20 protein-coding genes are annotated in these 25,461 nt (G+C 59.8%); 11 read left to right on the forward strand and 9 right to left on the reverse strand.

Features of this window, described 5'->3' with window-relative positions; genetic code table 11:
* Positions 1–309 precede the first annotated feature (309 nt).
* The 3 genes from J2Y39_RS24210 to J2Y39_RS24220 all read left to right on the forward strand — a co-directional run bounded on the left by J2Y39_RS24210 (position 310) and on the right by J2Y39_RS24220 (position 3,019).
* On the forward strand, positions 310–1,755 hold the full coding sequence (locus tag J2Y39_RS24210) for a cytochrome ubiquinol oxidase subunit I (RefSeq protein ID WP_310220156.1): 1,446 nt from the start codon (positions 310–312) through the stop codon (positions 1,753–1,755).
* Positions 1,756–1,758: 3 nt separating this feature from the next.
* Positions 1,759–2,766: a cytochrome d ubiquinol oxidase subunit II gene (cydB, locus tag J2Y39_RS24215; RefSeq protein ID WP_016773089.1), complete on the forward strand. Its 1,008-nt coding sequence runs from the start codon at positions 1,759–1,761 to the stop codon at positions 2,764–2,766.
* Positions 2,767–2,851: 85 nt separating this feature from the next.
* Entirely contained in the window at positions 2,852–3,019 is a 168-nt protein-coding gene (locus J2Y39_RS24220) for a DUF2474 domain-containing protein (protein ID WP_016773090.1), read from the forward strand.
* Between the two features lie 72 nt (positions 3,020–3,091).
* Here the strand turns inward: J2Y39_RS24220 and J2Y39_RS24225 are convergent, their stop codons facing one another.
* Together J2Y39_RS24225 and J2Y39_RS24230 are read right to left on the reverse strand one after the other, a co-directional pair.
* A complete protein-coding gene (locus J2Y39_RS24225) occupies positions 3,092–4,216 on the reverse strand; it encodes a class I SAM-dependent methyltransferase (RefSeq protein ID WP_236168709.1) in 1,125 nt (374 codons plus the stop codon).
* Between the two features lie 174 nt (positions 4,217–4,390).
* The gene (locus J2Y39_RS24230; RefSeq protein ID WP_041477771.1) at positions 4,391–5,101 is read right to left on the reverse strand and encodes an autoinducer binding domain-containing protein; all 711 of its coding nucleotides are present in this window, start codon (positions 5,099–5,101) and stop codon (positions 4,391–4,393) included.
* Positions 5,102–5,414: 313 nt separating this feature from the next.
* Here J2Y39_RS24230 and J2Y39_RS24235 point away from each other — a divergent pair, with 313 nt between their 5' ends.
* Positions 5,415–6,191: a ferredoxin--NADP reductase gene (locus J2Y39_RS24235; protein WP_041477773.1), complete on the forward strand. Its 777-nt coding sequence runs from the start codon at positions 5,415–5,417 to the stop codon at positions 6,189–6,191.
* A 45-nt stretch (positions 6,192–6,236) separates the two neighbouring features.
* Here J2Y39_RS24235 and mscL read toward each other — a convergent pair whose 3' ends face one another.
* A complete protein-coding gene (gene mscL / locus J2Y39_RS24240) occupies positions 6,237–6,650 on the reverse strand; it encodes a large-conductance mechanosensitive channel protein MscL (protein WP_024014404.1) in 414 nt (137 codons plus the stop codon).
* Positions 6,651–6,935: 285 nt separating this feature from the next.
* Between mscL and katB the strand changes: the two genes are divergently transcribed.
* From katB to radA, 3 genes are read left to right on the forward strand one after another with little or no spacing between them, the layout of a single operon-like run.
* Positions 6,936–8,477 carry a catalase KatB gene (gene katB, locus J2Y39_RS24245; protein ID WP_310220159.1) on the forward strand — a complete coding sequence of 514 codons (1,542 nt, stop codon included), beginning with the start codon at positions 6,936–6,938 and terminating at the stop codon, positions 8,475–8,477.
* A gap of 60 nt (positions 8,478–8,537) precedes the next feature.
* Entirely contained in the window at positions 8,538–9,083 is a 546-nt protein-coding gene (locus J2Y39_RS24250) for an ankyrin repeat domain-containing protein (RefSeq protein WP_150638460.1), read from the forward strand.
* Positions 9,084–9,130: 47 nt separating this feature from the next.
* Entirely contained in the window at positions 9,131–10,498 is a 1,368-nt protein-coding gene (gene radA, locus J2Y39_RS24255; RefSeq protein WP_095181861.1) for a DNA repair protein RadA, read from the forward strand.
* Between the two features lie 172 nt (positions 10,499–10,670).
* Here radA and J2Y39_RS24260 read toward each other — a convergent pair whose 3' ends face one another.
* Positions 10,671–11,039 carry a PilZ domain-containing protein gene (locus tag J2Y39_RS24260; RefSeq protein WP_041477779.1) on the reverse strand — a complete coding sequence of 123 codons (369 nt, stop codon included), beginning with the start codon at positions 11,037–11,039 and terminating at the stop codon, positions 10,671–10,673.
* Between the two features lie 159 nt (positions 11,040–11,198).
* On the opposite strand from J2Y39_RS24260, the gene J2Y39_RS24265 reads away from it, so the two are divergent.
* From J2Y39_RS24265 to yjiA, 3 genes are all read left to right on the forward strand, one after another.
* The gene (locus J2Y39_RS24265; RefSeq protein ID WP_041477781.1) at positions 11,199–13,265 is read left to right on the forward strand and encodes a carbon starvation CstA family protein; all 2,067 of its coding nucleotides are present in this window, start codon (positions 11,199–11,201) and stop codon (positions 13,263–13,265) included.
* 15 nt (positions 13,266–13,280) lie between these two features.
* Complete coding sequence (locus J2Y39_RS24270; RefSeq protein ID WP_003228401.1) at positions 13,281–13,478, forward strand: YbdD/YjiX family protein; 198 nt, start codon at positions 13,281–13,283, stop codon at positions 13,476–13,478.
* Between the two features lie 152 nt (positions 13,479–13,630).
* The gene (gene yjiA / locus J2Y39_RS24275) at positions 13,631–14,608 is read left to right on the forward strand and encodes a GTPase (protein WP_305381562.1); all 978 of its coding nucleotides are present in this window, start codon (positions 13,631–13,633) and stop codon (positions 14,606–14,608) included.
* A gap of 114 nt (positions 14,609–14,722) precedes the next feature.
* On the opposite strand, the gene J2Y39_RS24280 is transcribed toward yjiA, so the two are convergent.
* The 5 genes from J2Y39_RS24280 to morA all read right to left on the reverse strand — a co-directional run bounded on the left by J2Y39_RS24280 (position 14,723) and on the right by morA (position 23,180).
* Positions 14,723–15,427, reverse strand: a complete 705-nt coding sequence (locus J2Y39_RS24280; RefSeq protein WP_310220162.1) for a GntR family transcriptional regulator — start codon at positions 15,425–15,427, stop codon at positions 14,723–14,725.
* 18 nt (positions 15,428–15,445) lie between these two features.
* The gene (locus J2Y39_RS24285) at positions 15,446–16,150 is read right to left on the reverse strand and encodes a FadR/GntR family transcriptional regulator (RefSeq protein ID WP_016773102.1); all 705 of its coding nucleotides are present in this window, start codon (positions 16,148–16,150) and stop codon (positions 15,446–15,448) included.
* A 49-nt stretch (positions 16,151–16,199) separates the two neighbouring features.
* Complete coding sequence (locus J2Y39_RS24290; protein WP_056790521.1) at positions 16,200–17,513, reverse strand: C4-dicarboxylate transporter DctA; 1,314 nt, start codon at positions 17,511–17,513, stop codon at positions 16,200–16,202.
* A 333-nt stretch (positions 17,514–17,846) separates the two neighbouring features.
* Positions 17,847–19,100, reverse strand: a complete 1,254-nt coding sequence (glyA, locus tag J2Y39_RS24295) for a serine hydroxymethyltransferase (protein ID WP_041477786.1) — start codon at positions 19,098–19,100, stop codon at positions 17,847–17,849.
* 231 nt (positions 19,101–19,331) lie between these two features.
* Complete coding sequence (gene morA / locus J2Y39_RS24300) at positions 19,332–23,180, reverse strand: cyclic di-GMP receptor MorA (RefSeq protein ID WP_150742263.1); 3,849 nt, start codon at positions 23,178–23,180, stop codon at positions 19,332–19,334.
* Between the two features lie 287 nt (positions 23,181–23,467).
* Between morA and ettA the strand changes: the two genes are divergently transcribed.
* Entirely contained in the window at positions 23,468–25,132 is a 1,665-nt protein-coding gene (ettA, locus tag J2Y39_RS24305; RefSeq protein WP_016773108.1) for an energy-dependent translational throttle protein EttA, read from the forward strand.
* The last annotated feature ends 329 nt before the right edge of the window (positions 25,133–25,461 follow it).

Genomic DNA, 25,461 nt, shown 5'->3' on the forward strand with positions numbered 1-25,461 from the left:
AAATCTGGAAGCGACGACTGCTGCGCAGCCGAACGGGGATAAATCCCCTCGCCACAGGGGAGTGAGGCAACTTGTCACGCGGCAAACCACCACGCAGTTCATTGGCAAAAATGGGACTACTCTTTCAACGTTGCTTGATCCAGATCAAGACCCCGACCGGAACTGATCTGGCGGCCATTTGGCCAGACTCCCTGCGTTGCGATGGTTGCAAAAAAAGAACGAATCCGAATTCGCCGCACTCCATATCCGTGGGGGCAGTGGTGCAGGCCTCCGGGCCAGCTACCCGTATTACCTGACAGAGGAAGCCATATGTTCGGTTTAGAGGCTCTGGATCTCGCCCGAATTCAGTTCGCGTTTACCATCTCGTTCCACATTCTGTTCCCGGCCATCACCATTGGCCTGGCGAGTTACCTGGCGGTGCTCGAAGGCTTGTGGCTGAAGACCCGCAACGACACCTACCGCGATCTCTACCATTTCTGGTCGAAGATTTTTGCCGTCAACTTCGGCATGGGCGTGGTTTCCGGGCTGGTGATGGCTTATCAGTTCGGCACCAACTGGAGTCGTTTTTCCGACTTCGCCGGTGCCGTCACCGGGCCGTTGCTGACCTATGAAGTGCTCACCGCGTTCTTCCTTGAGGCCGGTTTCCTTGGCGTCATGCTGTTCGGCTGGAACAAGGTCGGGCGCGGCCTGCACTTCTTCTCGACGGTGATGGTAGCGATCGGCACGCTGATTTCGACCTTCTGGATTCTCGCCTCCAACAGCTGGATGCAGACCCCGCAAGGCTTTGAAATCGTCAACGGTCAGGTCATCCCCACCGACTGGCTGGCAATCATCTTCAACCCGTCATTCCCTTACCGGCTGATGCACATGGCCACGGCCGCGTTCGTCGCCACGGCCTTCTTCGTCGGCTCGTCAGCGGCCTGGCACCTGCTGCGCGGCAGGGACAACCCGGCGATCCGCACCATGCTGTCGATGGCCATGTGGATGGCATTGATCGTCGCGCCGATTCAAGCGGTGATCGGCGACTTCCACGGCCTCAATACGCTCAAGCATCAGCCGGCAAAAATCGCTGCGATCGAGGGTCACTGGGAAAACCATGGCGACGAAGCGACGCCGCTGATCCTGTTCGGCTGGCCGGACATGAAAGAAGAGCGCACCAAGTTCGCTGTGGAGATTCCCTACCTCGGCAGCATGATCCTCACCCACTCGCTGGATAAACAAGTACCGGCGCTGAAGGAATTCCCACCGGAAGACCGGCCGAATTCGACCATCGTGTTCTGGTCGTTCCGGATCATGGTCGGCCTCGGTTTCCTGATGATCTTCACCGGTTTGTGGAGTCTGTGGCTGCGCAAGCGTGACTCGCTGTATACCTCGCGGCCGTTCCTGCATCTGGCGTTGTGGATGGGGCCGTCCGGCCTGATCGCAATTCTTGCCGGTTGGTTCACCACGGAAATCGGCCGTCAACCGTGGGTGGTCTATGGCCTGATGCGCACCGCAGATGCTTCGTCCAACCACAGCTTCATGCAGATGAGCATCACCCTGATCATGTTCGTAGTGGTGTATTTCGCGCTGTTCGGCGCCGGGCTCGGCTACATGATGCGCCTGGTGCGCAAAGGGCCGAAGATCAGCGAAGGCAGTGAAACGCCGGACGGTGGTCCAGGCAAGAAACGCACCCCGGCGCGTCCGTTGTCCGCAGCCGATGATCCGGCCGAGGGCGAGCACGAAGACAACACTCGCTTGACCAAGGAGATTTGACTCATGGGTATCGATCTTCCGCTGATCTGGGCCGTGATCATCATCTTCGGCATCATGATGTACGTGGTCATGGACGGCTTCGACCTGGGCATCGGCATTCTCTTCCCGTTCGTGCCCGGCAAGACCGATCGCGACGTGATGATGAATACGGTCGCCCCCGTATGGGACGGCAACGAAACCTGGCTGGTGCTGGGCGGGGCGGCGTTGTTCGGCGCCTTCCCGCTGGCCTATTCGGTGGTGTTGTCGGCGCTGTACCTGCCGCTGATCTTCATGCTCATGGGCCTGATCTTTCGCGGTGTGGCCTTCGAGTTCCGCTTCAAGGCCAAGGATGAAAAACGTCACCTGTGGGACAAGGCATTCATCGGTGGTTCGATCGCGGCGACGTTCTTTCAGGGCGTGGCGCTGGGAGCGTTCATCGATGGTCTGCCGGTGGTCAATCGCCAGTTCGCTGGAGGTTCACTGGACTGGCTGACACCGTTCACGCTGTTCTGCGGCGCGGCGCTGGTGGTGGCCTATGCCTTGCTCGGCTGCACCTGGCTGATCATGAAAACCGAAGGCAAATTGCAGGAACAAATGCATGATCTGGCGCGGCCGCTGGCGTTCGTCCTGCTGGCGGTAATTGGTATCGTCAGCCTGTGGACACCCCTGTCGCATCCGGAAATTGCCTCACGCTGGTTCAGCATGCCGAATCTGTTCTGGTTCATGCCGGTGCCGATTCTGGTGCTGGTCACTTTGTACGGCCTGATCCGCGCGGTGGCACGTAACGCCAACTACACGCCGTTCCTGCTGACCCTGGTGCTGATCTTCCTCGGCTACAGTGGCTTGGGCATCAGCCTGTGGCCGAACATCGTGCCGCCGTCGATCTCGATCTGGGACGCCGCCGCGCCGCCGCAAAGTCAGGGCTTCATGCTGGTCGGCACGCTGTTCATCATTCCGTTCATCCTGGGTTATACCTTCTGGAGCTACTACGTGTTCCGCGGCAAGGTTACCCACGAAGATGGTTATCACTAATCCAATTGCTGGGCTTGCCCTGTGGGAGCGAGCCTGCTCGCGAAGGCGTCCGCAGTGACGCCTTGGCTTAACGGAGATCGATGCAATGACCGGCAAACATTCCCTGCACGACATTGAAGAAGCCGAAAAAAAGCCGCTGTGGCAGCGGCTCGGCTGGTTGGCCCTGATCTGGGTTGGCAGTGTCGGCGTGTTGTTCATCGCCGCCAGCCTGATGCGCATGTTCATGAATGCCGCGGGTTTGACCACCCACTGAAATATCCCGTCCCGGCGCCTTCGGGTATGGACTTGCGACCCTCCTCACGGAGGGTTTTTTTATGCCGCAGATTTATTTGCGCGCTTTGAGGATGACGAATTTCGGCGTGGCCGCCACTTGCTCGACGCCACGAAACAAGCGCGCCAGTTTGCTGTGATAGCCCAGATGCCGATTGCCGACAATGTACAGCGCACCGCCGACCACCAGCGCCTCGCGCGCCTGCTGGAACATGCGCCAGGCGAGGAAATCGCCGACCACCTGTTGCTGATGGAAGGGTGGGTTGCACAGCACCACGTCCAGCGACTGCGGCGCCTGCCCGGCCAGACCATCGCCAGCGCGCACGATCACTTCGCGATCGCCCAATGCCGCGCGCCAGTTCTCGGCAGCCGATTGCACCGCCATGAACGATTCGTCGACCAGCGTGTAATGCGCATCCGGGTTCTGCAAGGCGCTGGCGATTGCCAGAACACCGTTGCCGCAACCGAGATCGGCGACTCGCGCGTGGCCAAGGTTCTTTGGCAGATGCGGCAGAAACGCGCGAGTGCCGATGTCGAGGCCTTCGCGGCAGAACACGTTGGCGTGGTTGAGCAATTCGATCGCTGGTTCGTCGAGACGATAACGAGTCGGATAGGGCGATGTGGCGGGCGCTTTGCTTTCAGGCGTGGCGATCAGCAGTCGGGCTTTCTTCACGGCCAGCGACGCCTGCACCGGGCCAATGTAGCGCTCGAGCAGATCGCCGGCAGCGCGCGGCAGATGCTTGACCATGGCGGCGGCGATCACTTGCGCGCCCGGAGCGAGTTGCCCTTGCAGGCGGATCAACTGCTCTTCCAATAGCGCCAGCGTCTTGGGAACTCGGATCAGCACCCGGTCAAACGGCCCGACCAAAGGCTCACTGGCCGGAATCGGACGAATCGCATCGAACGCCTGGCCATTGCGTAGCAGATTCTTTTCCAGCCCGACGAAACCGAGGAACGAGTCGCCGCTGCTGCTCACCTCGACCTTGCCCTGCAGGCTGATCGCCAAGGCGCCAAAGCTGTCATTGAGCACCAGCACGCGGGTGCTGCTCTGAGGTTGTTCGCTGGCGAGATGATTGAGCAGGTATTCGTCCGCCGCATCGAACGCTTGCAGCGGTTCATTCTGCTGTTCAGGCTGGCGGATCAGGTCGAGCTGGGCGAAAGGCGTTTCGAGCAAGGGCATGGGGCGGGGACTCAGGATATTCGGCAGATATCCCGTTGCCGGCAGATGGTGCGACGGGATCCGACCGAGTGGACTGCGATGCAAGCAGGTTGCGTCATCACTCGGAAAGGCCTGAATGGTACGTTTTTTTGCGCGTAAATACTCGCAGGATTACCGTGCGATATCGCTCGTCAGTCAGATAATCCCGGCACGAGCGGCGGCAATCACCGCGGAAATCTTGTTGCAGACGTTGAATTTTTCGATGACGTTTTGCACATGATAGTTAACGGTGCGTTCGCTCAGGCTGAGGATTCTCGAAATATCGTGAGCGGTCTTGCCCATGGCGGACAATTTCATGATCTCCAGCTCCCGGGACGATAGCCTCGGCTTGCTGGGTTTGGCCGGTGTGGGCACGGTGCGGGCATACAGGTCACTGAAGTGTCGGTTGGCAAAAAACAGATAACCGTAATGCTCATACAGTTCGAGCGGGCTGATCGGGCAGTGGGTGCGCGCCAGACTGATGATGCTGCACAAACCGCTGGTTTCGTCATGAAAGGCCTGCGACCAGCCATGCTGCAGCCCATTCTGTTTCAACGCCTGCCACAACTCGGGTGCATCGTTGAAGACTCTTTCTTCCCAGACGATGGGTAATATTGAGTGATTGCAATGCGCTATTACCGGATCAATATTGCGGAAGTTCTCTTTGTTGTACTGAATGTTCCATTCTTTCGGATAGTTATTGATTTGCAAGGCATTCAGATGGACATCACGATGAGGGGACGTCACTGCTATTGCACAGTAGTTAAAGCCCAGATTCTCGGCAAATCTCAGCAGTATCGGGTATGCCGCTTCAATGCCTTTGGCAAATGTCAGTTGTTTCAATTGTGATTCCTTCCACGTTTCCATGAACTTTGCCTCTGTATCTTGATATCGGGGTGCGGAATGGATCCAAAAGATCCGGCACGAATCGAAGTGTAGGATCTTTCCTGCGAAACGCCTTACATTTTTTCGAGATTGAAACTTTGATGTTTTTTATAAAGTGTTCTTAGCAATACGCGCTGTTATATTTTAACTGCCATCTTAAAGTTATTACTCTAGATCTAAAATTGACATCACATCAAATGTGCAGCGCTGATTCTGTCAATATCATTACCGTTGGCAGGTGTTTGGCAGCGCGGTTTTGCGGGACACTGTAGGCAATCGTTTCAAGGAGTGCCTCATGACTGCCAGTGCCGAGAAGTACACCACCCAGACCTTGCTCGATGTGCAACCGTTGACGGCGAACCTGTTCACGCTGCGCACCAGCCGCGACCCAGGCTTTCGCTTTCGTGCCGGCCAGTTCGCCCGACTGGGCGTCACCAAGGCCGATGGGAGCACGGTCTGGCGCGCCTATTCGATGGTGTCGTCGCCGTTCGACGAGTTTCTCGAGTTCTTTTCCATCGTCGTGCCGGGCGGCGAATTCACCAGTGAGCTGAGCCGGCTCCAGGTCGGCGACAGCTTGATGGTAGAACGCCAGGCGTTCGGCTACCTGACGCTGGATCGCTTTGTCGATGGCCGAGACCTGTGGTTACTGTCCACCGGCACCGGGGTGGCACCGTTTCTGTCGATCCTGCAGGACTTCGAGGTCTGGGAGAAATTCGAGCGAATCATTCTGGTTTACAGCGTGCGGGAGGCGCGGGAGCTGGCTTATCAGGAGTTGATCGCCGGGTTGGCGCAACGGGACTATCTGAGCGAATACGCCCACAAGCTGCAATTCATCCCCACTGTGACCCGCGAAGCGCATCCAGGCGCGCTGCGGGGCCGGATTACTACGCTGATTGAAAACGGCGAGCTGGAACGTGCGGCCGGCGTTGAGCTCTCGCCAGAGCATTCGCGTGTGATGTTGTGCGGCAACCCGCAGATGATCGACGACACCCGCGCCTTGCTCAAGCAGCGCGACATGCGCCTGAGCCTGACGCGCAAGCCGGGGCAGGTTGCGGTGGAAAATTACTGGTAACGAAAACGGCACCCGCGGGTGCCGTTTTGATGACTACCGAATGCCTCAGGGCCGCTCGTTCTGCGCCTTGAGCAGGTCGCGAATTTCGCCCAGCAGTTGCTCTTCCTTGCTCGGGATCGGCGGTGCGGTCGGTGCTACGGCTTCTTCGCGCTTGAGGCGGTTGATGGCTTTGACACCCATGAAAATCGCGAAAGCGACAATCACGAAATCCAGCACCGTCTGCAGGAATTTGCCGTAAGCCAGCACCACTGCGGGCGCATCGCCCTGGGCTGCTTTGAGCGTGACAGCCAGATCACTGAAGTCCACCCCACCGATCAACAGGCCAATCGGCGGCATGATCACGTCGCCGACAAACGACGAAACGATTTTGCCAAACGCCGCGCCGATGATGATACCGACGGCCATGTCGACCACATTGCCTTTGACCGCGAAGGCCTTGAACTCGCTAAGCACGCCCATAGTTATTTCCTTGTTACAGATGAGTTTGGTGTTGGCAGTGTAAATCAGCGAAACGCCTCCTGCGCGAAACACCTTCTTACAATGCCCGTTTTTATCGACACATCGATTGACGATTAGTTTGCAAATTGCCAGCAATCGCGCGCGGAATACGCGCTAACCCGCTGACGGGAAAGCCAATTTCTTCAATCATGGTGTTACGTTCTTTCTATTTATGTTCTGCGGCACAGGCCTCTAGCCTTGGTGTGGCGCACCTGGATGCGCCCAATAAAACCAGAGGAACCTGATATGACATCCACTCCTGGACTGGGGGCTTTTCCCTTCCGCCGCACCTTCGGCGTACTGACTGCCGGGCTGCTGACCTTTTCGGTCAACGCCGCTCCGCTGACCCGCGATAACGGCTCGGCAGTCGGTGACAATCAGAACTCGCAAACTGCCGGCGCCAACGGCCCGGTGCTGCTGCAGGATGTGCAACTGATCCAGAAGCTGCAGCGCTTCGATCGTGAACGCATCCCCGAGCGCGTCGTACACGCACGCGGCACCGGCGCTCACGGCACCTTCACCGTGACCGATGACCTCAGCGACCTGAGCAAGGCCAAGGTGTTCGCCGCAGGCCAGAGCACGCCGGTATTCGTGCGTTTCTCGGCGGTGGTGCATGGCAACCATTCCCCGGAAACCCTGCGTGACCCGCGCGGTTTCGCCACCAAGTTCTACACTGCTGACGGCAATTGGGATCTGGTCGGCAACAATTTCCCGACCTTCTTCATCCGCGATGCGATCAAATTCCCGGACATGGTGCACGCCTTCAAGCCCGATCCGCGCACCAACCTCGATGACGATTCGCGCCGGTTCGATTTCTTCTCCCATGTACCGGAAGCCACCCGCACGCTGACCGAGTTGTATTCCAACTACGGCACTCCGGCCAGTTATCGGGAGATGGATGGCAATGGTGTTCATGCCTATAAGCTGATCAATGCGAAGAATGAAGTTCACTATGTGAAGTTTCACTGGAAGAGTCTTCAAGGCATCAAGAATCTCACGCCAAAACAAGTCAGCGAAGTTCAGGGTCAGGATTACAGTCATATGACCAACGACTTGGTCAGTAATATCAACAAGGGCAACTTTCCGAAGTGGGACTTGTACGTGCAAGTTCTCAAGCCACAGGATTTGTCCAAGTTTGATTTCGATCCATTGGATGCAACCAAGATCTGGCCGGGTATTGCCGAGCGCAAAGTTGGACAAATGGTCCTGAACCGTAATCCGGCCAATGTCTTCCAGGAAACCGAACAAGTTGCCATGGCTCCAGCCAACGTAGTTCCGGGTATCGAACCTTCGGAAGACCGTTTGTTGCAGGGCCGAGTGTTCTCTTACGCCGATACGCAGATGTATCGCCTCGGCGCCAACGCTTTGCAATTGCCGATCAACGCACCGAAAACCGCAGTGAACAATGGCAATCAGGATGGTGCGATGAATTTCGGCGCCAGCCAGTCCGGCGTCAACTACCAGCCAAGCCGCCTGCAACCGCGTGAAGAAACGCCAGCGGCGCGTTACAGCCAGTCGGCGCTGTCGGGCAGCACGCAGCAGGCGAAGATCCAGCGTGAGCAGAACTTCAAGCAGGCCGGTGATCTGTATCGCTCGTACAGCAAGCAGGAACGCCGCGACCTGATCGACAGCTTCGGCGGCTCGCTGGCCACCACTGATGACGAGAGCAAGCACATCATCCTGTCGTTCCTGTACAAGGCCGACCCTGAGTACGGCAGCGGTGTGACCGAAGTGGCCAAGGGCGACCTCAACCGCGTGAAAGCATTGGCGGCGAAACTGACCGACTGATAGCGATGCGGCGCACGCGAGGGCCAGTGCGGCCTCGCGTGCGTTGAAGGAGAGAGCCTGATGCGTATTTTTCTTTTTTGGTTGACTGCGTCGCTGTCTTTCACCGCGTGGGCGGCACCGGTCGAGCAGAGCCCCGAGGCGATCAAGGCGCAGTTGCAGGATTACTACTTCGACGCCGCCCGCCGGGGTGATGTGCCGATGCTCGAGACCTTTATCGAATCTGGCTATTCCCTCGATACCCGCGACAGCAAGGGTTACACCGCGCTGATTCTGGCGGCCTATCACGGTCAGGCGCCGGCGGTTGAACGCCTGCTCGCCGCTGGCGCAGATGCCTGCGCTCAGGATCAACGCGGTAACACGGCGCTGATGGGCGCGATATTCAAAGGCGAGCTGCAGATCGCCCGGCGACTGATGGCCAGCGATTGCAGCCCCGACCAGCGTAATGGCGCCGGACAGACAGCGGCGATGTACGCCGGGCTGTTCAAGCGTCTGGAATTGCTTGATGCGTTGAAAGCCAGAGGCGCCGACCTCAATGCCGAGGATCCGCTGGGCAACAGTGCCGCGCGTCTGGCCAGCGGCGAAATCCGTACTGCTGCGCCGCGCTGATCGGCGGTGGCTGCGTTATCATCGCGTCTTTTGTTCCGGGGGTTCTGATGGCCAAGGCCAAGCGCATGTACGGCTGCACCGAGTGCGGCGCAACCTTTCCCAAGTGGGCGGGGCAGTGCGGCGAGTGCGGTGCCTGGAACACTCTGACTGAAACCATGATCGAAAGCGGCGGCGCCACGGCACCTACCGGGCGCACCGGTTGGGCTGGCCAGCAGGCGCAGATCAAGACGCTCGCCGAAGTCAGCATCGAAGAGATTCCACGTTTTTCCACCGCCTCCGGTGAGCTCGACCGCGTGCTCGGCGGTGGTCTGGTCGATGGCTCGGTGGTGCTGATCGGCGGTGATCCGGGGATCGGCAAATCGACCATTCTGTTGCAAACCCTGTGCAATCTGGCCAAAAGCATGCCGGCGCTGTACGTCACTGGTGAGGAATCCCAGCAGCAGGTGGCGATGCGCGCCCGCCGTCTCGGCCTGCCGCAGGATCAACTGCGGGTGATGACCGAAACCTGCATCGAAACCATCATCGCCACCGCTCGCCAGGAAAAGCCCAAGGTCATGGTGATCGACTCGATCCAGACCATCTTCACCGAACAGCTGCAATCGGCGCCGGGCGGCGTGTCGCAGGTGCGTGAAAGTGCGGCGCTGCTGGTGCGATACGCCAAGCAGAGCGGCACGGCGATCTTCCTCGTCGGCCACGTCACCAAAGAGGGCGCCTTGGCCGGTCCGCGTGTTCTGGAACACATGGTCGATACCGTGCTGTATTTCGAAGGTGAATCCGATGGTCGTCTGCGTCTGCTGCGTGCGGTGAAGAACCGTTTTGGCGCGGTCAACGAATTGGGCGTGTTCGGCATGACCGACAAGGGCCTGAAAGAAGTCTCCAACCCATCGGCGATTTTTCTTACCCGCGCTCAGGAAGAAGTCCCGGGCAGTGTGGTCATGGCGACGTGGGAAGGCACCCGACCGATGCTGGTGGAAGTGCAGGCGCTGGTCGATGACAGCCATCTGGCCAACCCGCGTCGGGTGACGCTGGGGCTGGATCAGAACCGTCTGGCGATGTTGCTCGCGGTGCTGCACCGCCACGGCGGGATTCCGACCCACGATCAGGACGTGTTCCTCAACGTGGTCGGTGGCGTGAAGGTGCTGGAGACAGCGTCGGATCTGGCGTTGATGGCGGCGGTGATGTCGAGTTTGCGCAATCGGCCGTTACCGCATGATCTGCTGGTGTTCGGCGAAGTCGGCCTGTCCGGCGAGGTGCGCCCGGTGCCAAGCGGGCAGGAGCGGCTGAAAGAAGCGGCCAAGCACGGTTTCAAACGCGCCATCGTGCCGAAGGGTAATGCTCCGAAGGAATCGCCGGCGGGGTTGCAGATCATTGCCGTGACCCGCCTTGAACAAGCACTTGACGCACTGTTTGAGTGAACGCCGAACCTCTGTGGTGAGGGGATTTATCCCCGTTGGGGCGCGTAGCGGCCCTGAAAAAAACGGGTCTGCTGCGCAGCCCAACGGGGATAAATCCCCTCGCCACATAAGTCCCTTCACCACATAGATCCCCCTCACCACAGGGCATTCCAATTCGGGGTTGGGGGTGGCGCTAGATTTCGATCAGCGCACCCAGTTCGCGCTCCAGCTCGGCCTCATCCGCCAGATTCAGTTCGATCAAGCGGCGCAGGCGCTGGATCGATTCCAGGCTGATGTGCCGGCAGATGAACCCCAAGTGGCCGTTTTCCTCGTGGGCCAGATGCACGTCCATTTCGATATCGACGTCTTCGCTCAAATGAATGTCGACTAGGAAGTCCTGCTCTTTATCCCCAAGCCACGGCTCCGGTCGCTCGATCAGCAGGCCCTTGAGCGACAGGTCGATCAACTTGACCGGCCAGATGTACTCGCCCTGTTTCAGCTCGGTTCGGGCATCGAACGCAATACGTTTGAAACGACGTCGATTGGCGGGGTGCTCGCTCATGGCGCAATCCTCATGAAGGTTCGCTGACTATAGACCGCGAATGCGGGCGCCAGCCAATCGCTCAAGCGTCTAGACCTATGTCGGGGTATGGCCTTTGGCGCCGTAAGCGCTAAACTCGGGGTGGCTGTCTTTCTTGTCCACCCTGGCTGGAATAATAAAATGAAAAATAATAATAGCCTGCTGCGCCACTTACCCTGGCTCGTGCTGGCAATCGTAGGAGCGTGCGCCCTGGGCGTAGTGGCATTGCGCCGCGGCGAGGCGATCAACGCCTTGTGGATTGTGGTCGCTGCCGTGGCCATTTATCTGGTTGCGTACCGTTACTACAGTCTGTTCATCGCCAACAACGTGATGCAACTGGATCCGCGTCGGGCCACCCCCGCCGTGCTCAACAACGATGGTCTGGACTATGTGCCGACCAACAAACACATTCTTTTCGGTCACCACTTCGCGGCCATCGCTGGCGCGGGGCCGCTGGTCGGTCCGGTGCTGGCGGCGCAGATGGGGTATCTGCCCGGCACACTCTGGCTGATTGCCGGTGTGGTGCTGGCGGGCGCGGTGCAGGACTTCATGGTCCTGTTCATGTCGACCCGACGCAACGGCCGTTCCCTGGGCGACATGGTGCGTGAAGAGATGGGCCGGATTCCCGGGACCATCGCACTGTTCGGCTGCTTCCTGATCATGATCATCATCCTCGCGGTGCTGGCGCTGATCGTGGTCAAGGCCCTCGCCGAGAGCCCGTGGGGCATCTTCACCGTGATGGCGACCATCCCGATCGCGATGTTCATGGGCATCTACATGCGCTACATCCGCCCGGGCCGCATCGGCGAGATCTCCGTGGTCGGTGTGTTGCTGCTGCTCGGCTCGATCTGGCTGGGCGGGCAGATTGCTGCCGATCCGGTATGGGCCAAAGCCTTCACTTTCACCGGTGTGCAGATTACCTGGATGCTGGTCGGTTACGGTTTTGTCGCCGCGTCGCTGCCGGTCTGGCTGATTCTGGCGCCGCGTGACTATCTGTCGACCTTCCTCAAGATCGGCACCATCGTCGCCCTGGCGATCGGTATTCTGGTGACCATGCCCGAGCTGAAAATGCCGGCGCTGACCCAGTTCGTCGACGGCACCGGCCCGGTGTGGAAGGGCGGTCTGTTCCCGTTCCTGTTCATCACCATCGCTTGCGGCGCGGTATCGGGTTTCCACGCGCTGATCTCGTCGGGCACCACGCCGAAGCTGCTGGATAACGAAACCAACGCCCGCTACATCGGTTACGGCGGCATGCTGATGGAATCGTTCGTGGCGATCATGGCCATGGTTGCCGCTTCGGTGATCGAGCCAGGCGTGTACTTCGCCATGAACAGCCCGGCCGCTGTGGTCGGCAGTGATGCCGCGTCAGTAGCGCAAATGGTCACCAGCTGGGGCTTCGCGATCACGCCGGAAGCGCTGCAAGCCGTGGCCCACGACATCGGTGAAACCACCATTCTGGCCCGTGCTGGCGGTGCGCCGACCCTGGCGGTCGGTATCGCGCAGATCCTGCACAGTGTCCTGCCGGGTGAAAACACCATGGCGTTCTGGTACCACTTCGCGATCCTGTTCGAAGCGCTGTTCATCCTCACCGCTGTGGACGCCGGTACCCGTGCCGGGCGTTTCATGCTGCAGGATCTGCTCGGCTCCTTCGTACCGGCGCTGAAGCGCACCGAATCGTGGACCGCCAACCTGATCGCCACCGCCGGTTGTGTGGCGATGTGGGGCTGGTTGCTGTATCAGGGCGTGATCGATCCACTGGGCGGCATCAACACTCTGTGGCCACTGTTCGGTATCTCCAACCAGATGCTCGCCGGTATCGCGCTGATGCTCGGCACCGTGGTCCTGATCAAGATGAAGCGCCAGCGCTACATCTGGGTCACCCTGTTGCCGGCCACCTGGCTGTTGATCTGCACTACCACTGCTGGTTTCATCAAGCTGTTCGACGCCAACCCGGCGATCGGCTTCCTGTCCCTGGCCAAGAAGTACAGCGATGCGCTGGCCAACGGTCAGGTGCTGGCACCGGCGAAGAGCGTCGAGCAGATGCAGCACGTGATCTTCAACGCCTACACCAACGCCACACTCACCGCGCTGTTCCTGTTCGTGGTGTTCAGCATCCTGTTCTATGCGCTCAAGGTCGGCATCGCCGCCTGGGGCAAGAAAGAGCGTACGGATAAAGAATCGCCATTCCAGGCCCTGCCGGATGCGTAACCAGAGGATTGCAGCATGTTCAATGACCTGAGTCGCCTCGGTAAATACCTCGGTCAGGCCGCGCGCCTGATGGTCGGCATGCCCGACTACGACACCTACGTCGAGCATATGCAAACCAAACACCCGGACAAACCGGTGATGAGCTACGAGATGTTCTTTCGCGAGCGTCAGGAAGCCCGTTACGGTGGCAAGGGTGGGCCGAAGTGCTGTTGAGCTGACAGCCTGCGGTTGAGGTAATCCCCTGTGGGAGCGAGCCTGCTCGCGAATACGGAGTGTCAGTTGATGAAGGATTTGACTGACACACCGCTTTCGCGAGCAGGCTCGCTCCCACATTTGTTTTTGTGTTCTTTTCAGGAGATCGGGTTTTGTCTTCTCCCATTCCGGTAACGGTCCTCAGCGGTTTCCTCGGCGCCGGCAAGACCACTTTGCTGCGTCATTTATTGAAAGCCGAGCACGGCCTGAAAATCGCCGTGATCGAAAACGAATTCAGCGACGCCGGCATCGACACTCAGTTGCTGGGTGACGAGCCGGTGCAGGTCATGACCCTGGCCAACGGCTGCGTCTGCTGCACCATTCACACCGATCTGACCAAGGCGCTGTACTTGCTGCTCGAGCGCCTGGACAGCGGCGAAATTGCCTTCGATCGTCTGGTGATCGAGTGCACCGGTCTCGCCGATCCGGCACCGGTGGCGCAGACGTTCTTCATCGACGAAGAGCTGCGCGAGCGTTACCTGCTCGACGGCATCATCACCCTGGTCGACGCCGCTCACGCCGACGTGCACCTGACCCAGACCATTGCCCAGGCGCAGATCGGTTTCGCCGATCGCTTGCTGGTGAGCAAGACCGACCTGGTCGATGAGGCGACGTTCACCGCGCTGAGCGAACGCCTCACCCGAATCAACCGCCGCGCACCAATCCGTGTGGTCGAGCATGGCAACATCGATCTGGCCGAACTGCTGGATGTGCGCGGCTTCAACCTCAATGCTGATCTGGGCGGTGGTTTGAGCCTGCGTCCGGTGAGCAAGGCACCGTCGATCGATCGCATCTCCAGCCTGGTGCTGCGCACCGATCAGGCGCTGGATATCGATCAGCTCAGCGATTTCATGAACGAGTTGCTGGAAGAGCATGGCAAGCAATTGCTGCGTTACAAAGGCGTGCTGAATATTGCTGGCGAAGATCGGCGCCTGGTGTTTCAGGGTGTGCTGAAACTCTATGGTTTCGACTGGGACACTGAATGGGCCGAGGGCGAGGCGCGGGAGAGTGTGATCGTGTTTATCGCCGATGACTTGCCGGAAGAGAAGATTCGGGCGGGGTTTGCCAGGGTTGCAGCGCAACAAGCCTGATAATTTCAATAGCTCAACGGGCCTCTTCGCGAGCAGGCTCGCTCCCACAGTAGAACGCATTCTGTCAGAAGGAATGCAATCCACTGTGGGAGCGAGCCTGCTCGCGAAGGCGGTCTAACCGACAGCACAATGCTCAAGATCTGGAGCGAGCAGTGTCTGCTCAAGATGATCCAGATGCCGATTCATCAGCCCCTCTGCCTTGGCAGCATCACCTCGCTCCACAACCTCAACCAACGCCAAATGCTCCTGCCACGCGCAACAGCTGCGCGTCGGGCACCGACTCCGCGCAATCGCCAACGAGGTCAACGGCACCAGACTGCGCAGAAAATGCGCCAACGGCACATTCCCCGCCATCCGTGCCAACTGCAAATGAAACTCCCCCGATAACCGAATCGCCGCCCCGCGCCGATCCTGCTCGACGGCGCGCTTCTCGCGCTCTATCAACGTGCGCAAGCATTTCAAATCGTCTGGCTGCGGACGCTGACACGCCAACCCCACCAACGTGTTCTCAGCCAACCGTCGCGCATGCAAAGTCTGCCGGATCAGCTCCCGATCAGGCGCAGCCACTCGTGGTCGATGATTGGCGCGCAATACCACGATCTGCTCATGGGACAACTGCGTCAGCACCCGTCGTACATCGGCGCGGCCGGCGCCGAACATCGCTTGCAGACTCTCCTCGGTGAACCGGCTGTCTTCATCGATACGCTGCTCGAGAATCGCGTCGAACAGTCGCGGATACAGATCCTCCGTCGGCGTGCCGAGGCGAGAGACGGGCAGGGCGGTCGAATCGGCATGCGAGGCTGAAGCAAAACTGTTCATGGCCGTTCTCCTGGCAAATCAGGTGGGCAGGTTGTCGTCCGGGATGTTCAGCTCAACGCCCATGCGCTGGCCTTCGCGCAGAATGTGCCGACGCATTTCGGCGCTGGCCTGAGCGCTGTTCTTGCTGCGGATCGCGCGGACCACCGCTTCGTTTTCTTCCAGACGTTCGGCCAGATGTTCCGGGGAATTGCGCAACACTTCGGCGCTTTGCTTGAGGGCATTGCTGGTCTGCTGCACCACGCTCTGGAAAATCGGGTTCGAAGTCAGCGTGAACAGTTCTTCGTGGAAAGCGATGTAGGCGCTGACCCCGGCTTCACTGTCACCGGCCTCGAGGGCTTCGCGCATGTCCATCAGGGTCAGGCGCAATTGGCCGACTTCCTTGCTGCTGATCGATTGCGCAACCAGCCCGACAATGAACGGCTCGAGGGTGTAGCGCAGTTGCAGCACATCTTCCAGGCTCGCCCCGGCGACTGCGCTGTCGTGGCTCTGGCTGTCGCTGAGTTGCGCATCGAGGACGACCACGCCTTTGCCCGGCATCGAGCGCACCAGGCCGAGTGTTTCCAGCACGATCACCGCTTCGCGCAGGCTCGGCCGGCTGATGCCCAGCTGTTCGGCCAGTTCACGCTGGCCCGGCAGCATGTCGCCGGAGCGCCACTGGCCTCGGGCCAACGCGGCGCGGAGTTTTTCCACCACTGAATTGACGACGGTTGAAGTTGTAATCACGTATTGGCTCCCTGCGCCGTGCCTGCGCATTGGCAGGCACGGCACTCATTCAGAATTCTTTGGCCGCCGCCGGAGCGACGGTTTTTCGCGGTTGAAAGTTATAGCCCTGTTCGCCGTTGAGCACCTTGTTCGCTCGCTGTACGTCGATGTCCTTTTCCCAGCGGGCGATGGCCACGGTGGCGACGCAGTTGCCGATCAGATTGGTCAGCGCGCGGCCGATGCCCATGAACCAGTCCACGGCCAACACCAGCACCAGGCCGACCACGGGAATCGCCGGAATCGCCGTCAGCGTTGCCGCGAGAATCACCAGCGCCGAACCGGGAATGCCGTGGGCGCCTTTGGAGGTGATCAGCGAAACCAGCAGAATCGTCAGCAAATCGGTCATCGCCAGCGGTGTGCCGGTGGCATTGGCGATGAACACGATGGCCAGGGTCAGGTAAATCGAGAAACCGTCGAGGTTGAACGAGTACCCGGTCGGGATCACCAGACCGACCGTCGAGCTGCCGATACCGAGGTGTTCGAGCTTGCGCATGATCTGCGGCAGCACGGCGTCGGAAGAGGCAGTGCCCATGACGATCAGCAGTTCTTCCCGCAGGTACTTGAGCAGCGGCCACATGCGCAGGCCGGAGACGCGCATCACCAGACCGAGGATCAGCGCGACGAAGGCGACGCAGGTCAGGTAGAACAGACCGACCAGACTGCCCAGGTGCTGCAGCGAGTCGAGACCGTATTTGCTGGTGGTGAAGGCGATGGCGCCGAATACGCCGATCGGCGCCAGACGCACGATCATGCCCATGATGCGGAAGATCACGTGGCTGAGTTCGTTGATCAGTCGCGAGATTCCCGAAGCGGCTTCGCCAACCAGATTCAGCGCACTGCCGAACAGCACCGAGAACAGCAGCACCTGCAGAATATTGTTGTCAGCGAAGGCACCGATCACCGAGGTCGGGATCAGGTCCATCAGGAATTGTGTGGTGGTGTGCATGTGCTGGCCACGCTCGGCGAGGTCGCCCATGTCGGCGCTGGAGAGTTGCTCCAGATGAATGTTCGCGCCGCTGCCAATGCCGGTGCTGAAGGCGAACACCAGGCCGATCACCAGAGCGATGGTGGTCAGCACTTCAAAGTAGATCACCGATTTGAGGCCAATGCGCCCGACCTTCTTCAGATCGCCCGCGCCGCTGATGCCGCTGACCACCACGCAGAACACGATCAGGCCAATCAGCATCTTGATCAGTTTGATGAAGCCATCGCCGAGCGGTTTGAGCTGAGCGGAGTATTCAGGAAGGGTCAGCCCGCAGACGATGCCGAGCATCAGTCCGAGAACCACTTGAAGGAAGATTGAACGCGAGCACCATCTGAGCATGGGAGGAATCCTGGGTCGGTGTCCTGGCTGCCGCACGCGTTGCGCAGCGGATGCAGGACTTAATTATTGTGGTCTTACCGGTATGTCCAGTGCAGGCGCAGTCTAGGCTTGGGTTTTTCCTGATTACAAGGGGGAAACATGAAATTGGCATGACCGGTCTGACCAGCGGCCAAAGCCGCGTAGGAGCTGCTGAAGGCTGCGATCTTTTGATCTTGTTTTTAAAATCCAGATAAAAAGATCGCAGCCTTCGGCAGCTCCTACAGGTGAATTGCAGGCGAAAAAAAACCGGCCAATCACTTGGCCGGTTTTTCATGCTGCAGGTTTAACGTCGCATTAAGCGCCGTATACCGGCAGTTTCTTGCAGATGGCTTTGACTTTTTCACGAACGGCGTCGATTACAGCTTCGTTGTTCAGGTCAGCCAGGATGTCGCAGATCCAGCCGGCGAGCTCTTTGCACTCAGCCTCTTTGAAACCGCGAGTGGTCACAGCCGGAGTACCGAAGCGCAGGCCGGAGGTGACGAACGGCGAGCGTGGATCGTTCGGCACGGAGTTCTTGTTCACGGTGATGAACGCTTTGCCCAGAGCGGCGTCGGCGTCTTTGCCGGAGATGTCCTGCTTGATCAGCGACAGCAGGAACAGGTGGTTTTCAGTACCGCCCGATACCACGTCGAAACCGCGCGCGATGAACACTTCGGCCATGGCCTTGGCGTTCTTCACCACTTGTTGCTGGTAAGCCTTGAACTCAGGCTGCAGCGCTTCCTTGAAGCAGATCGCCTTGGCCGCGATCACGTGCTCCAGCGGGCCACCCTGGGCGCCCGGGAACACTGCGGAGTTGAGCTTCTTCTCGATCTCGGCGTTCGCTTTGGCCAGGATCAGACCGCCACGTGGACCGCGCAGGGTCTTGTGCGTGGTGGTGGTCACGACGTCGGCGAACGGTACCGGGTTCGGGTAGACACCAGCGGCAACCAGACCGGCGACGTGAGCCATGTCGACGAACAGGTAGGCGCCAACCTTGTCAGCGATCTCGCGGAAGCGCGGGAAGTCGAGGATCTGCGAGTAGGCCGAGAAACCGGCAACGATCATTTTCGGCTTGTGCTCGACCGCCAGACGCTCGACTTCGTCGTAGTCGATCAGGCCGTTGGCATCGATACCGTATTGAACGGCGTTGTACAGCTTGCCCGAGGAGGAAACGCTGGCGCCGTGGGTCAGGTGACCGCCATGGGCCAGGCTCATGCCCAGAATGGTGTCGCCACCTTGCAGCAGAGCCAGGTAAACAGCGGCGTTGGCTTGGGAACCGGCGTGCGGCTGAACGTTGGCGTAATCAGCACCGAACAGTTCCTTGGCACGGTCGATGGCCAGTTGTTCAACCACGTCAACGTATTCGCAACCACCGTAGTAACGCTTGCCCGGATAGCCTTCGGCGTACTTGTTGGTCAGGACCGAGCCTTGAGCTTCCATCACCGCTGGGCTGGTGTAGTTTTCCGAAGCGATCAGCTCAATGTGTTCTTCCTGACGCTGAGCTTCTTGCTCCATGGCGGCAAAAAGGTCGGCGTCGTACTTGGCAATAGTCAAATCACGGCTGAACATGGCGGTCCTCAAGGATCGGGGGCAGAAAAGGGGGGCATTCTAACCCAACCGCTTTTGGATGACATATGAAACGACGTCATGTCGCAGACAAGTGGCGTTCATGACAGATGTGCGGTGCTTTTGCCGGCCCCTTCGCGAGCAGGCTCGCTCCCACATTTGAGATGCATTCCCCTGCTGCAATGCATTCCCCTGTGGGAGCGAGCCTGCTCGCGAAGGGCGCGCCGCAGATGTTCAGTCGAACATGAACAGCGCATCGTTACAGAACTGCGCTTCAAACCGTCCCGCCGGCATCGGCCGGCCGAACAGATAGCCCTGCACCTCATCGCAACCATGCTCACGCAGGAAGTCCAGTTGCTCGTGGGTTTCCACGCCCTCGGCGATCACCGCCAGGTTCAGGCTGTGGGCCATGGCGATGATCGCCCGGGCGATCTGCGCGTCCTGTTCGCCGGACGGCAGGCCGTCGACGAAAGTACGGTCGATCTTCAGCACGTCGATCGGGAATTGCTTGAGGTAGTTGAGCGATGAATAACCGGTGCCGAAGTCATCGACTGCGATGCTCAGGCCGAGGTTCTTCAGCCCGGCAAGAATCTGCATCGCCTCGCTGACTTCGCGCATCAGGATACTTTCGGTCAGTTCCAGCTCCAGACACGCCGGTGGCAGGCCGGTTTCGCGCAGGATCGTCGCGATTCGGGTGCCCAACTGGCCGTCGGAGAACTGCCGTGCGGAAATGTTCACCGACACCTTCGGCACCCGCACCCGTTGCTGGTGCCAGGTTTTCAGCTGTCGACAGGCCTCGCTGATGACCCAGTCGCCAACGTCCACCACCAGGCCGAGCTCTTCCAGCACCGGAATGAAATCACCCGGCGGCACCAGCCCGCGTCGCGGATGGCGCCAGCGCAGCAGCGCTTCGGCGCCGGTCAGGCGCTTGCCGTCGCCACTGAACTGCGGCTGGTAATACAGGACGAATTCGTTCTGCTCCAGCGCATGGCGCAGATCGCTTTCCAGTTCCAGACGCTCCAGCGCACTGGCGTTCATGTCGGCCTGATAGAACTGGAAGTTGTTCTTGCCGCGTTCCTTGGCGTGGTACATCGCCGTGTCGGCGTTCTTCATCAACTGGCTGAGTTCGTTGCCGTCCTGCGGACTCAGGGCGATGCCGATACTGGCGGTGACGAAGAACTCGCGGCCCTCGAGCACGAACGGCCGCACCAGACTGGCGAGAATCTGCTCAGCGACATGAATTGCCCGGTTCAGCGCCAGTTCGCGGTTGGAGCGATGCTGCAGCAGCAAGGTGAATTCGTCGCCGCCCATGCGCGCCACGGTGTCATCGTCATCGACGCAGGCCAGCAGGCGCGTGGCCATGTCCTTGAGCATGCGGTCGCCGGCGGCGTGGCCCAAGGAGTCGTTGATCGGTTTGAAACGGTCGAGGTCGAGGAACATCAGCACCACCCACGACTTCTGCCGTTCGGCCGCTTGCAGCGCGGTGTGCAGACGGTCCTGGAACAGCGTGCGGTTCGGCAGGTGGGTGAGGGCGTCGTAATAGGCGAGGCGGTGGATGCGCTGCTCGCTGGCCTTGCGCTCGCTGATGTCGCTGAAGAAACACACGTAACTGGCCAGGTCGCCCTCGTCGTCGAGCACGGCAGTAATGCCGACCCACGCCGGGTAATGTTCGCCGTTACGGCGCTTCATCCATACTTCGCCTTCCCAGGTGCTGTGCTCGTGCAACTGCTTGAGCACGTAGCGCAGGTGCGCGTCCTGCTGCTCGTCGACGGTGAGCATGTTCGGCAACTGGTCGAGCACTTCGCCGACGCTGTAGCCGCTGACCCGACTGAACGCTTCGTTGGCCTGAACGATATAACCGGCCGGGTCGGTGATCAGGATCGCCGAGGTAGAGTGCTCGAATACCGTGGCGGCCATGCGCAAATCTTTTTCCGCGCGGCGCTGCTGGCTGATATCGCGGCCGACGCCGAGCACGCCTTCGAACGCGCCGTGTTCGTCCCACACCAGCACCAGGCGCAGTTCGATCGGAATCTTGCGGCCATCGGCACGCAGGCAATCGAAGAGGAACAGTTGCGTTTGCACCTGACTGCGCAGCAATGCCAGTTGCTCGGGCTTGTCCAGCGCCTTGCTGACGCGGTCCATCAGCACATGAATGCCGTTCAGTTGCCCGGGATTGGCGATGATCGATTGCCAGCCGTTCTGGAAGATCCATTCGGCGTTGTAGCCAAGCACGGCCTGCACCGACGGGCTGACGTAGTTCAGCGAGAGCTTGCTGTCGGTGGAGAAAATCACGTCGCTGATGCTTTCGGCGAGCATGCGGTAGCGCTGCTCGCTGTCACGCAGCGATTCGCTCGCCTCAATCTGTTCGGTGATGTCCTTGGCGACGCCGATGATCCGCGTGACCTGATCATGCTTGTCCCGCGCCAGCGCCTGTTCACGGATGTCGAAGCGCCGCCACTTGCCGTCGCGATGGCGGAAGCGCAATTGGCATTGCAACAACTGGCTGTAACCGGCGTGACGCTGCAACTGCCGCGAGCGATGGTAATAGTCGGCGTCTTCCGGATGCAGAAGGATTTCCCAGAAGTATTCGCCCATCTGATGCAGTTCAGTGCGGTTGTACCCCAGGGTCTGGCCGAGGTGGTGGTTGCTGAAAATCATCCGCTGGCTGATCACGTCCTGCACATACAGATGATCCGGCACGGTGCGCACCACGTCCGACCAGAAGCCTTCGCGCTCCAGCAACGACAGCTCGATCAGCTTGCGGCTGGTGATGTCGTTGATGCTGAGGATCACCGCTTTATAGTCGTGCTGCTCGCTCGGCAGGCGCAGGACCATCCACAGGTGCTGGTCGCGACCATTGCTGTTGGGCAGTTTGATTTCCAGTTCCAGCTGTTTCTGCTGCTGCAGGACGGCGTCGAGGATCTGCTGACCGATCGCGCACTGCGGATGGCGCTGGCCATCGATCAGCAGTTGCCAGGCATCGTCGCAGGAATGCACATCGAGCAGTTGCAGGGCGACCTGATTGACCTCGGTGACGCGCATTTCCGCGAGCAACTGCTGGCGCTGCTGCGGTTGGTCGAGCCAGGCCTTGAGCTGGTCGCTGGTCTGGATCTGCGCCTTGTCGAACATCTGCTTGAGGCCGGACAGGTCAAGCACGCACAAGGCCACGCCGGTGCCTTCGAAAATATCCTGATAACGCCGCCGGCCTTCATGCACCTGGCGCTGGCGCCGACGCATGTTCAACAGGGCGATCACCGGCAACATCGAGAACGCCAGGCCGAGCAGGCATTTGCCGATGAACGCCGGCAGCAATTCTTCCAGTACGCGCTGGCGGTCGAACAGCCCGCGCAGTTGCCAGTCGCTGCTGCTCAGCGGCACGGTCAGCACGGTGTTGGCGACATCGTCAGGCGTCAGCCCGCCAGCCTTGGCCGAGGGCAGCCCCGCTTCGCGGCTGATGATCTGGTGATTGAGGCGGTTTTCCACCAGCCACAACGGGCGCAGGGCGGTGGCGTCCTGTTTGGTCAGCGAGTCGAAGAAGGTTGGCGTCAGGCGCAAGGCCCAGTAACCGCGACTGCTGCCGCTGGCCTGATGCAACAGCAGGTGCACCACCGAGCCGTCATCGGCATTGCTGAAATAATGCGCCTGAGCGCGACTGCGACGCACCAGTTCGGTCAGGTAATCGGCGTCGGAACTGTCGGTGGCGCTGTCGCTGATGATGCGGCCGGAGGGAGAAAGCAGGGCCATGCTGCGCAGATCCGGCAGCGAACGCTGCAACTTGCGCAGGAGTATCTGCTGTTCGTCGGCGGTTTGCGGTTGTTCGACGATCGGTAGCAGATTGAGGGCGATTTGCGCATTCAGCGCCATGTTCAGGCTGACCTGGGCGGCGAGGTCGGCGGTGTAGTCGATGGTGTACTGGCGCTGATTCTTCTGCGTTTCACGCAATTGATCGAGCAGTTGCCAGAACAGCAACGCGAGCAATAACAGCACGAGGGTGGCCAGCGCACCCTTCAATGTCCCGCGCAGGGGCGAGCCGGGCGCCGGTGGGGTGCTGCTCACAGAGGCTGGCGGAGTGACATTGGTCAAGCTGTGATCCTGCGATTTGGCTGGACTGGCGCGACGTGCACTATAAGCCGGACGCCCGAAGGGCGGCTAGCATGCCTTGAGTTGTGGCGAAGTGCCAGCCCCTCTCGGCTGGACTGCCTTCCGGCATTAAGGTAGCTTTGCCGGTTAGACCGGGGGCGTTCCAGCCCCTACAATCAGACTTTTTCCAGCGCGCACGCATTGATTGCGATCAAGTGAACGACGCGCACAGTCTGGCCAGGCATCGCCTGCGCTCCAATCATTCATCTGTCACTGACCCAAGGTTCTCCATGGCTCAATACGTCTTCACCATGCATCGGCTGGGCAAAGTTGTTCCGCCGAAGCGGGAAATTCTCAAGAACATTTCTCTGTCCTTCTTCCCCGGCGCCAAGATCGGCGTACTCGGCCTCAACGGTTCGGGTAAATCCACGCTGCTGAAAATCATGGCTGGCGTCGACACTGAGTTCGAAGGCGAAGCCCGTCCGATGCCGGACCTGAACATCGGTTACCTGCCGCAAGAGCCGCAGCTCGACCCAGCCAAGACCGTACGTGAGGTGGTCGAGGAAGCGGTCAGCGTGATCAAGGATGCGCAAGCGCGTCTGGACGAGGTCTACGCGGCTTACGCTGACCCGGACGCCGACTTCGACAAGCTTGCTGCTGAACAGGCCAAGCTCGAAGCGATCCTGCAGGCCAGCGACGGCCACAACCTCGAGCGCCAGCTGGAAGTCGCCGCCGATGCGCTGCGTCTGCCGGCCTGGGACGCGAAAGTCGAACACCTGTCCGGTGGTGAAAAGCGTCGTGTCGCCCTGTGCCGTCTGCTGCTGTCCGCGCCGGACATGCTGCTGCTCGACGAACCGACCAACCACCTGGACGCCGATTCGGTGGCGTGGCTGGAGCATTTCCTCCACGACTTCCCGGGCACCGTGGTCGCGATCACGCACGACCGTTACTTCCTCGACAACGTCGCCGGCTGGATTCTGGAACTCGACCGCGGCGCGGGCATTCCTTACGAGGGCAACTATTCGGGCTGGCTCGAAGCCAAGTCCGATCGTCTGGCCCAGGAATCCAAGCAGCAGTCGGCTCATGAAAAAGCCATGAAGGAAGAACTGGAGTGGGTGCGCAAAGGCGCCAAGGCCCGCCAGTCGAAATCCAAGGCACGTCTGCAACGCTTCGAAGAAATGCAATCGCAGGAATTCCAGAAGCGCAGCGAGACCAACGAGATCTACATCCCGGCCGGTCCACGCCTTGGCGACAAGGTCATCGAGTTCAAGAACGTCACCAAGGGCTACGGCGATCGCGTGCTGATCGACAACCTGTCGTTCTCTATGCCGAAAGGCGCCATCGTCGGCGTGATCGGTGGTAACGGTGCCGGTAAGTCGACGCTGTTCCGCATGCTGATGGGCAAGGAAACTCCGGATTCGGGCAGCATCGAAATCGGTGAAACCGTGCAACTGGCCTGCGTCGACCAGAGCCGCGAAGACCTCGACGGCAGCAAGACCGTGTTCCAGCAGATTTCCGACGGCTCCGACCAGATCCGCATCGGCAACTACGAGATCCCGTCGCGTACCTACGTCGGTCGCTTCAACTTCAAGGGCGGCGATCAGCAGAAGTTCGTCAAGGACCTCTCCGGCGGTGAGCGCGGTCGTCTGCACCTGGCGCTGACCCTGAAGGAGGGCGGCAACGTCCTGCTGCTCGACGAACCGTCCAACGACCTCGACGTGGAAACCCTGCGTTCGCTGGAAGAAGCCCTGCTGGACTTCCCGGGCGCCGCCATTGTGATCTCCCACGATCGGTGGTTCCTTGACCGTGTCGCCACGCACATCCTGGCGTACGAAGACGACTCGCAAGCGGTGTTCTTCGAAGGCAACTACACCGAGTACGAAGCCGACCGCAAAAAACGCCTCGGCGAAGCAGCGGCCCAGCCTCACCGGGTACGTCACAAGAAACTGGCCTGATTCGGGTTGGTTGCACAAGAGCGGAGCCTTCGGGCTCCGTTTTTTTTGCCCTGGGTTTTTCCTGATAAACCGAGTTGCGGCTTTCGCGAGCAGGCTCGCTCCCACAGGGGTAACGCATTCCAAATGTGGGAGCGAGCCTGCTCGCGAATACGGTGTAACTGTTGGTGCAAGTCTTGGATCTGTGCTCCCCACTCAGGTGCAAAAACGGATCAAATACCCCTCGGATTTATATCCTGTGCACCATTTAATTTCATAACTGCGACATTTTGCTCTGTTCCTGTGCGCAATTCGTTTGTTACAGTCCGGCCCAATCTCCTCCAACGACAATA

The sequence above is a fragment of the Pseudomonas sp. 2957 genome (assembly GCF_031456345.1).
In the GTDB taxonomy this organism is placed as follows: Bacteria; Pseudomonadota; Gammaproteobacteria; order Pseudomonadales; family Pseudomonadaceae; genus Aquipseudomonas; species Aquipseudomonas siliginis.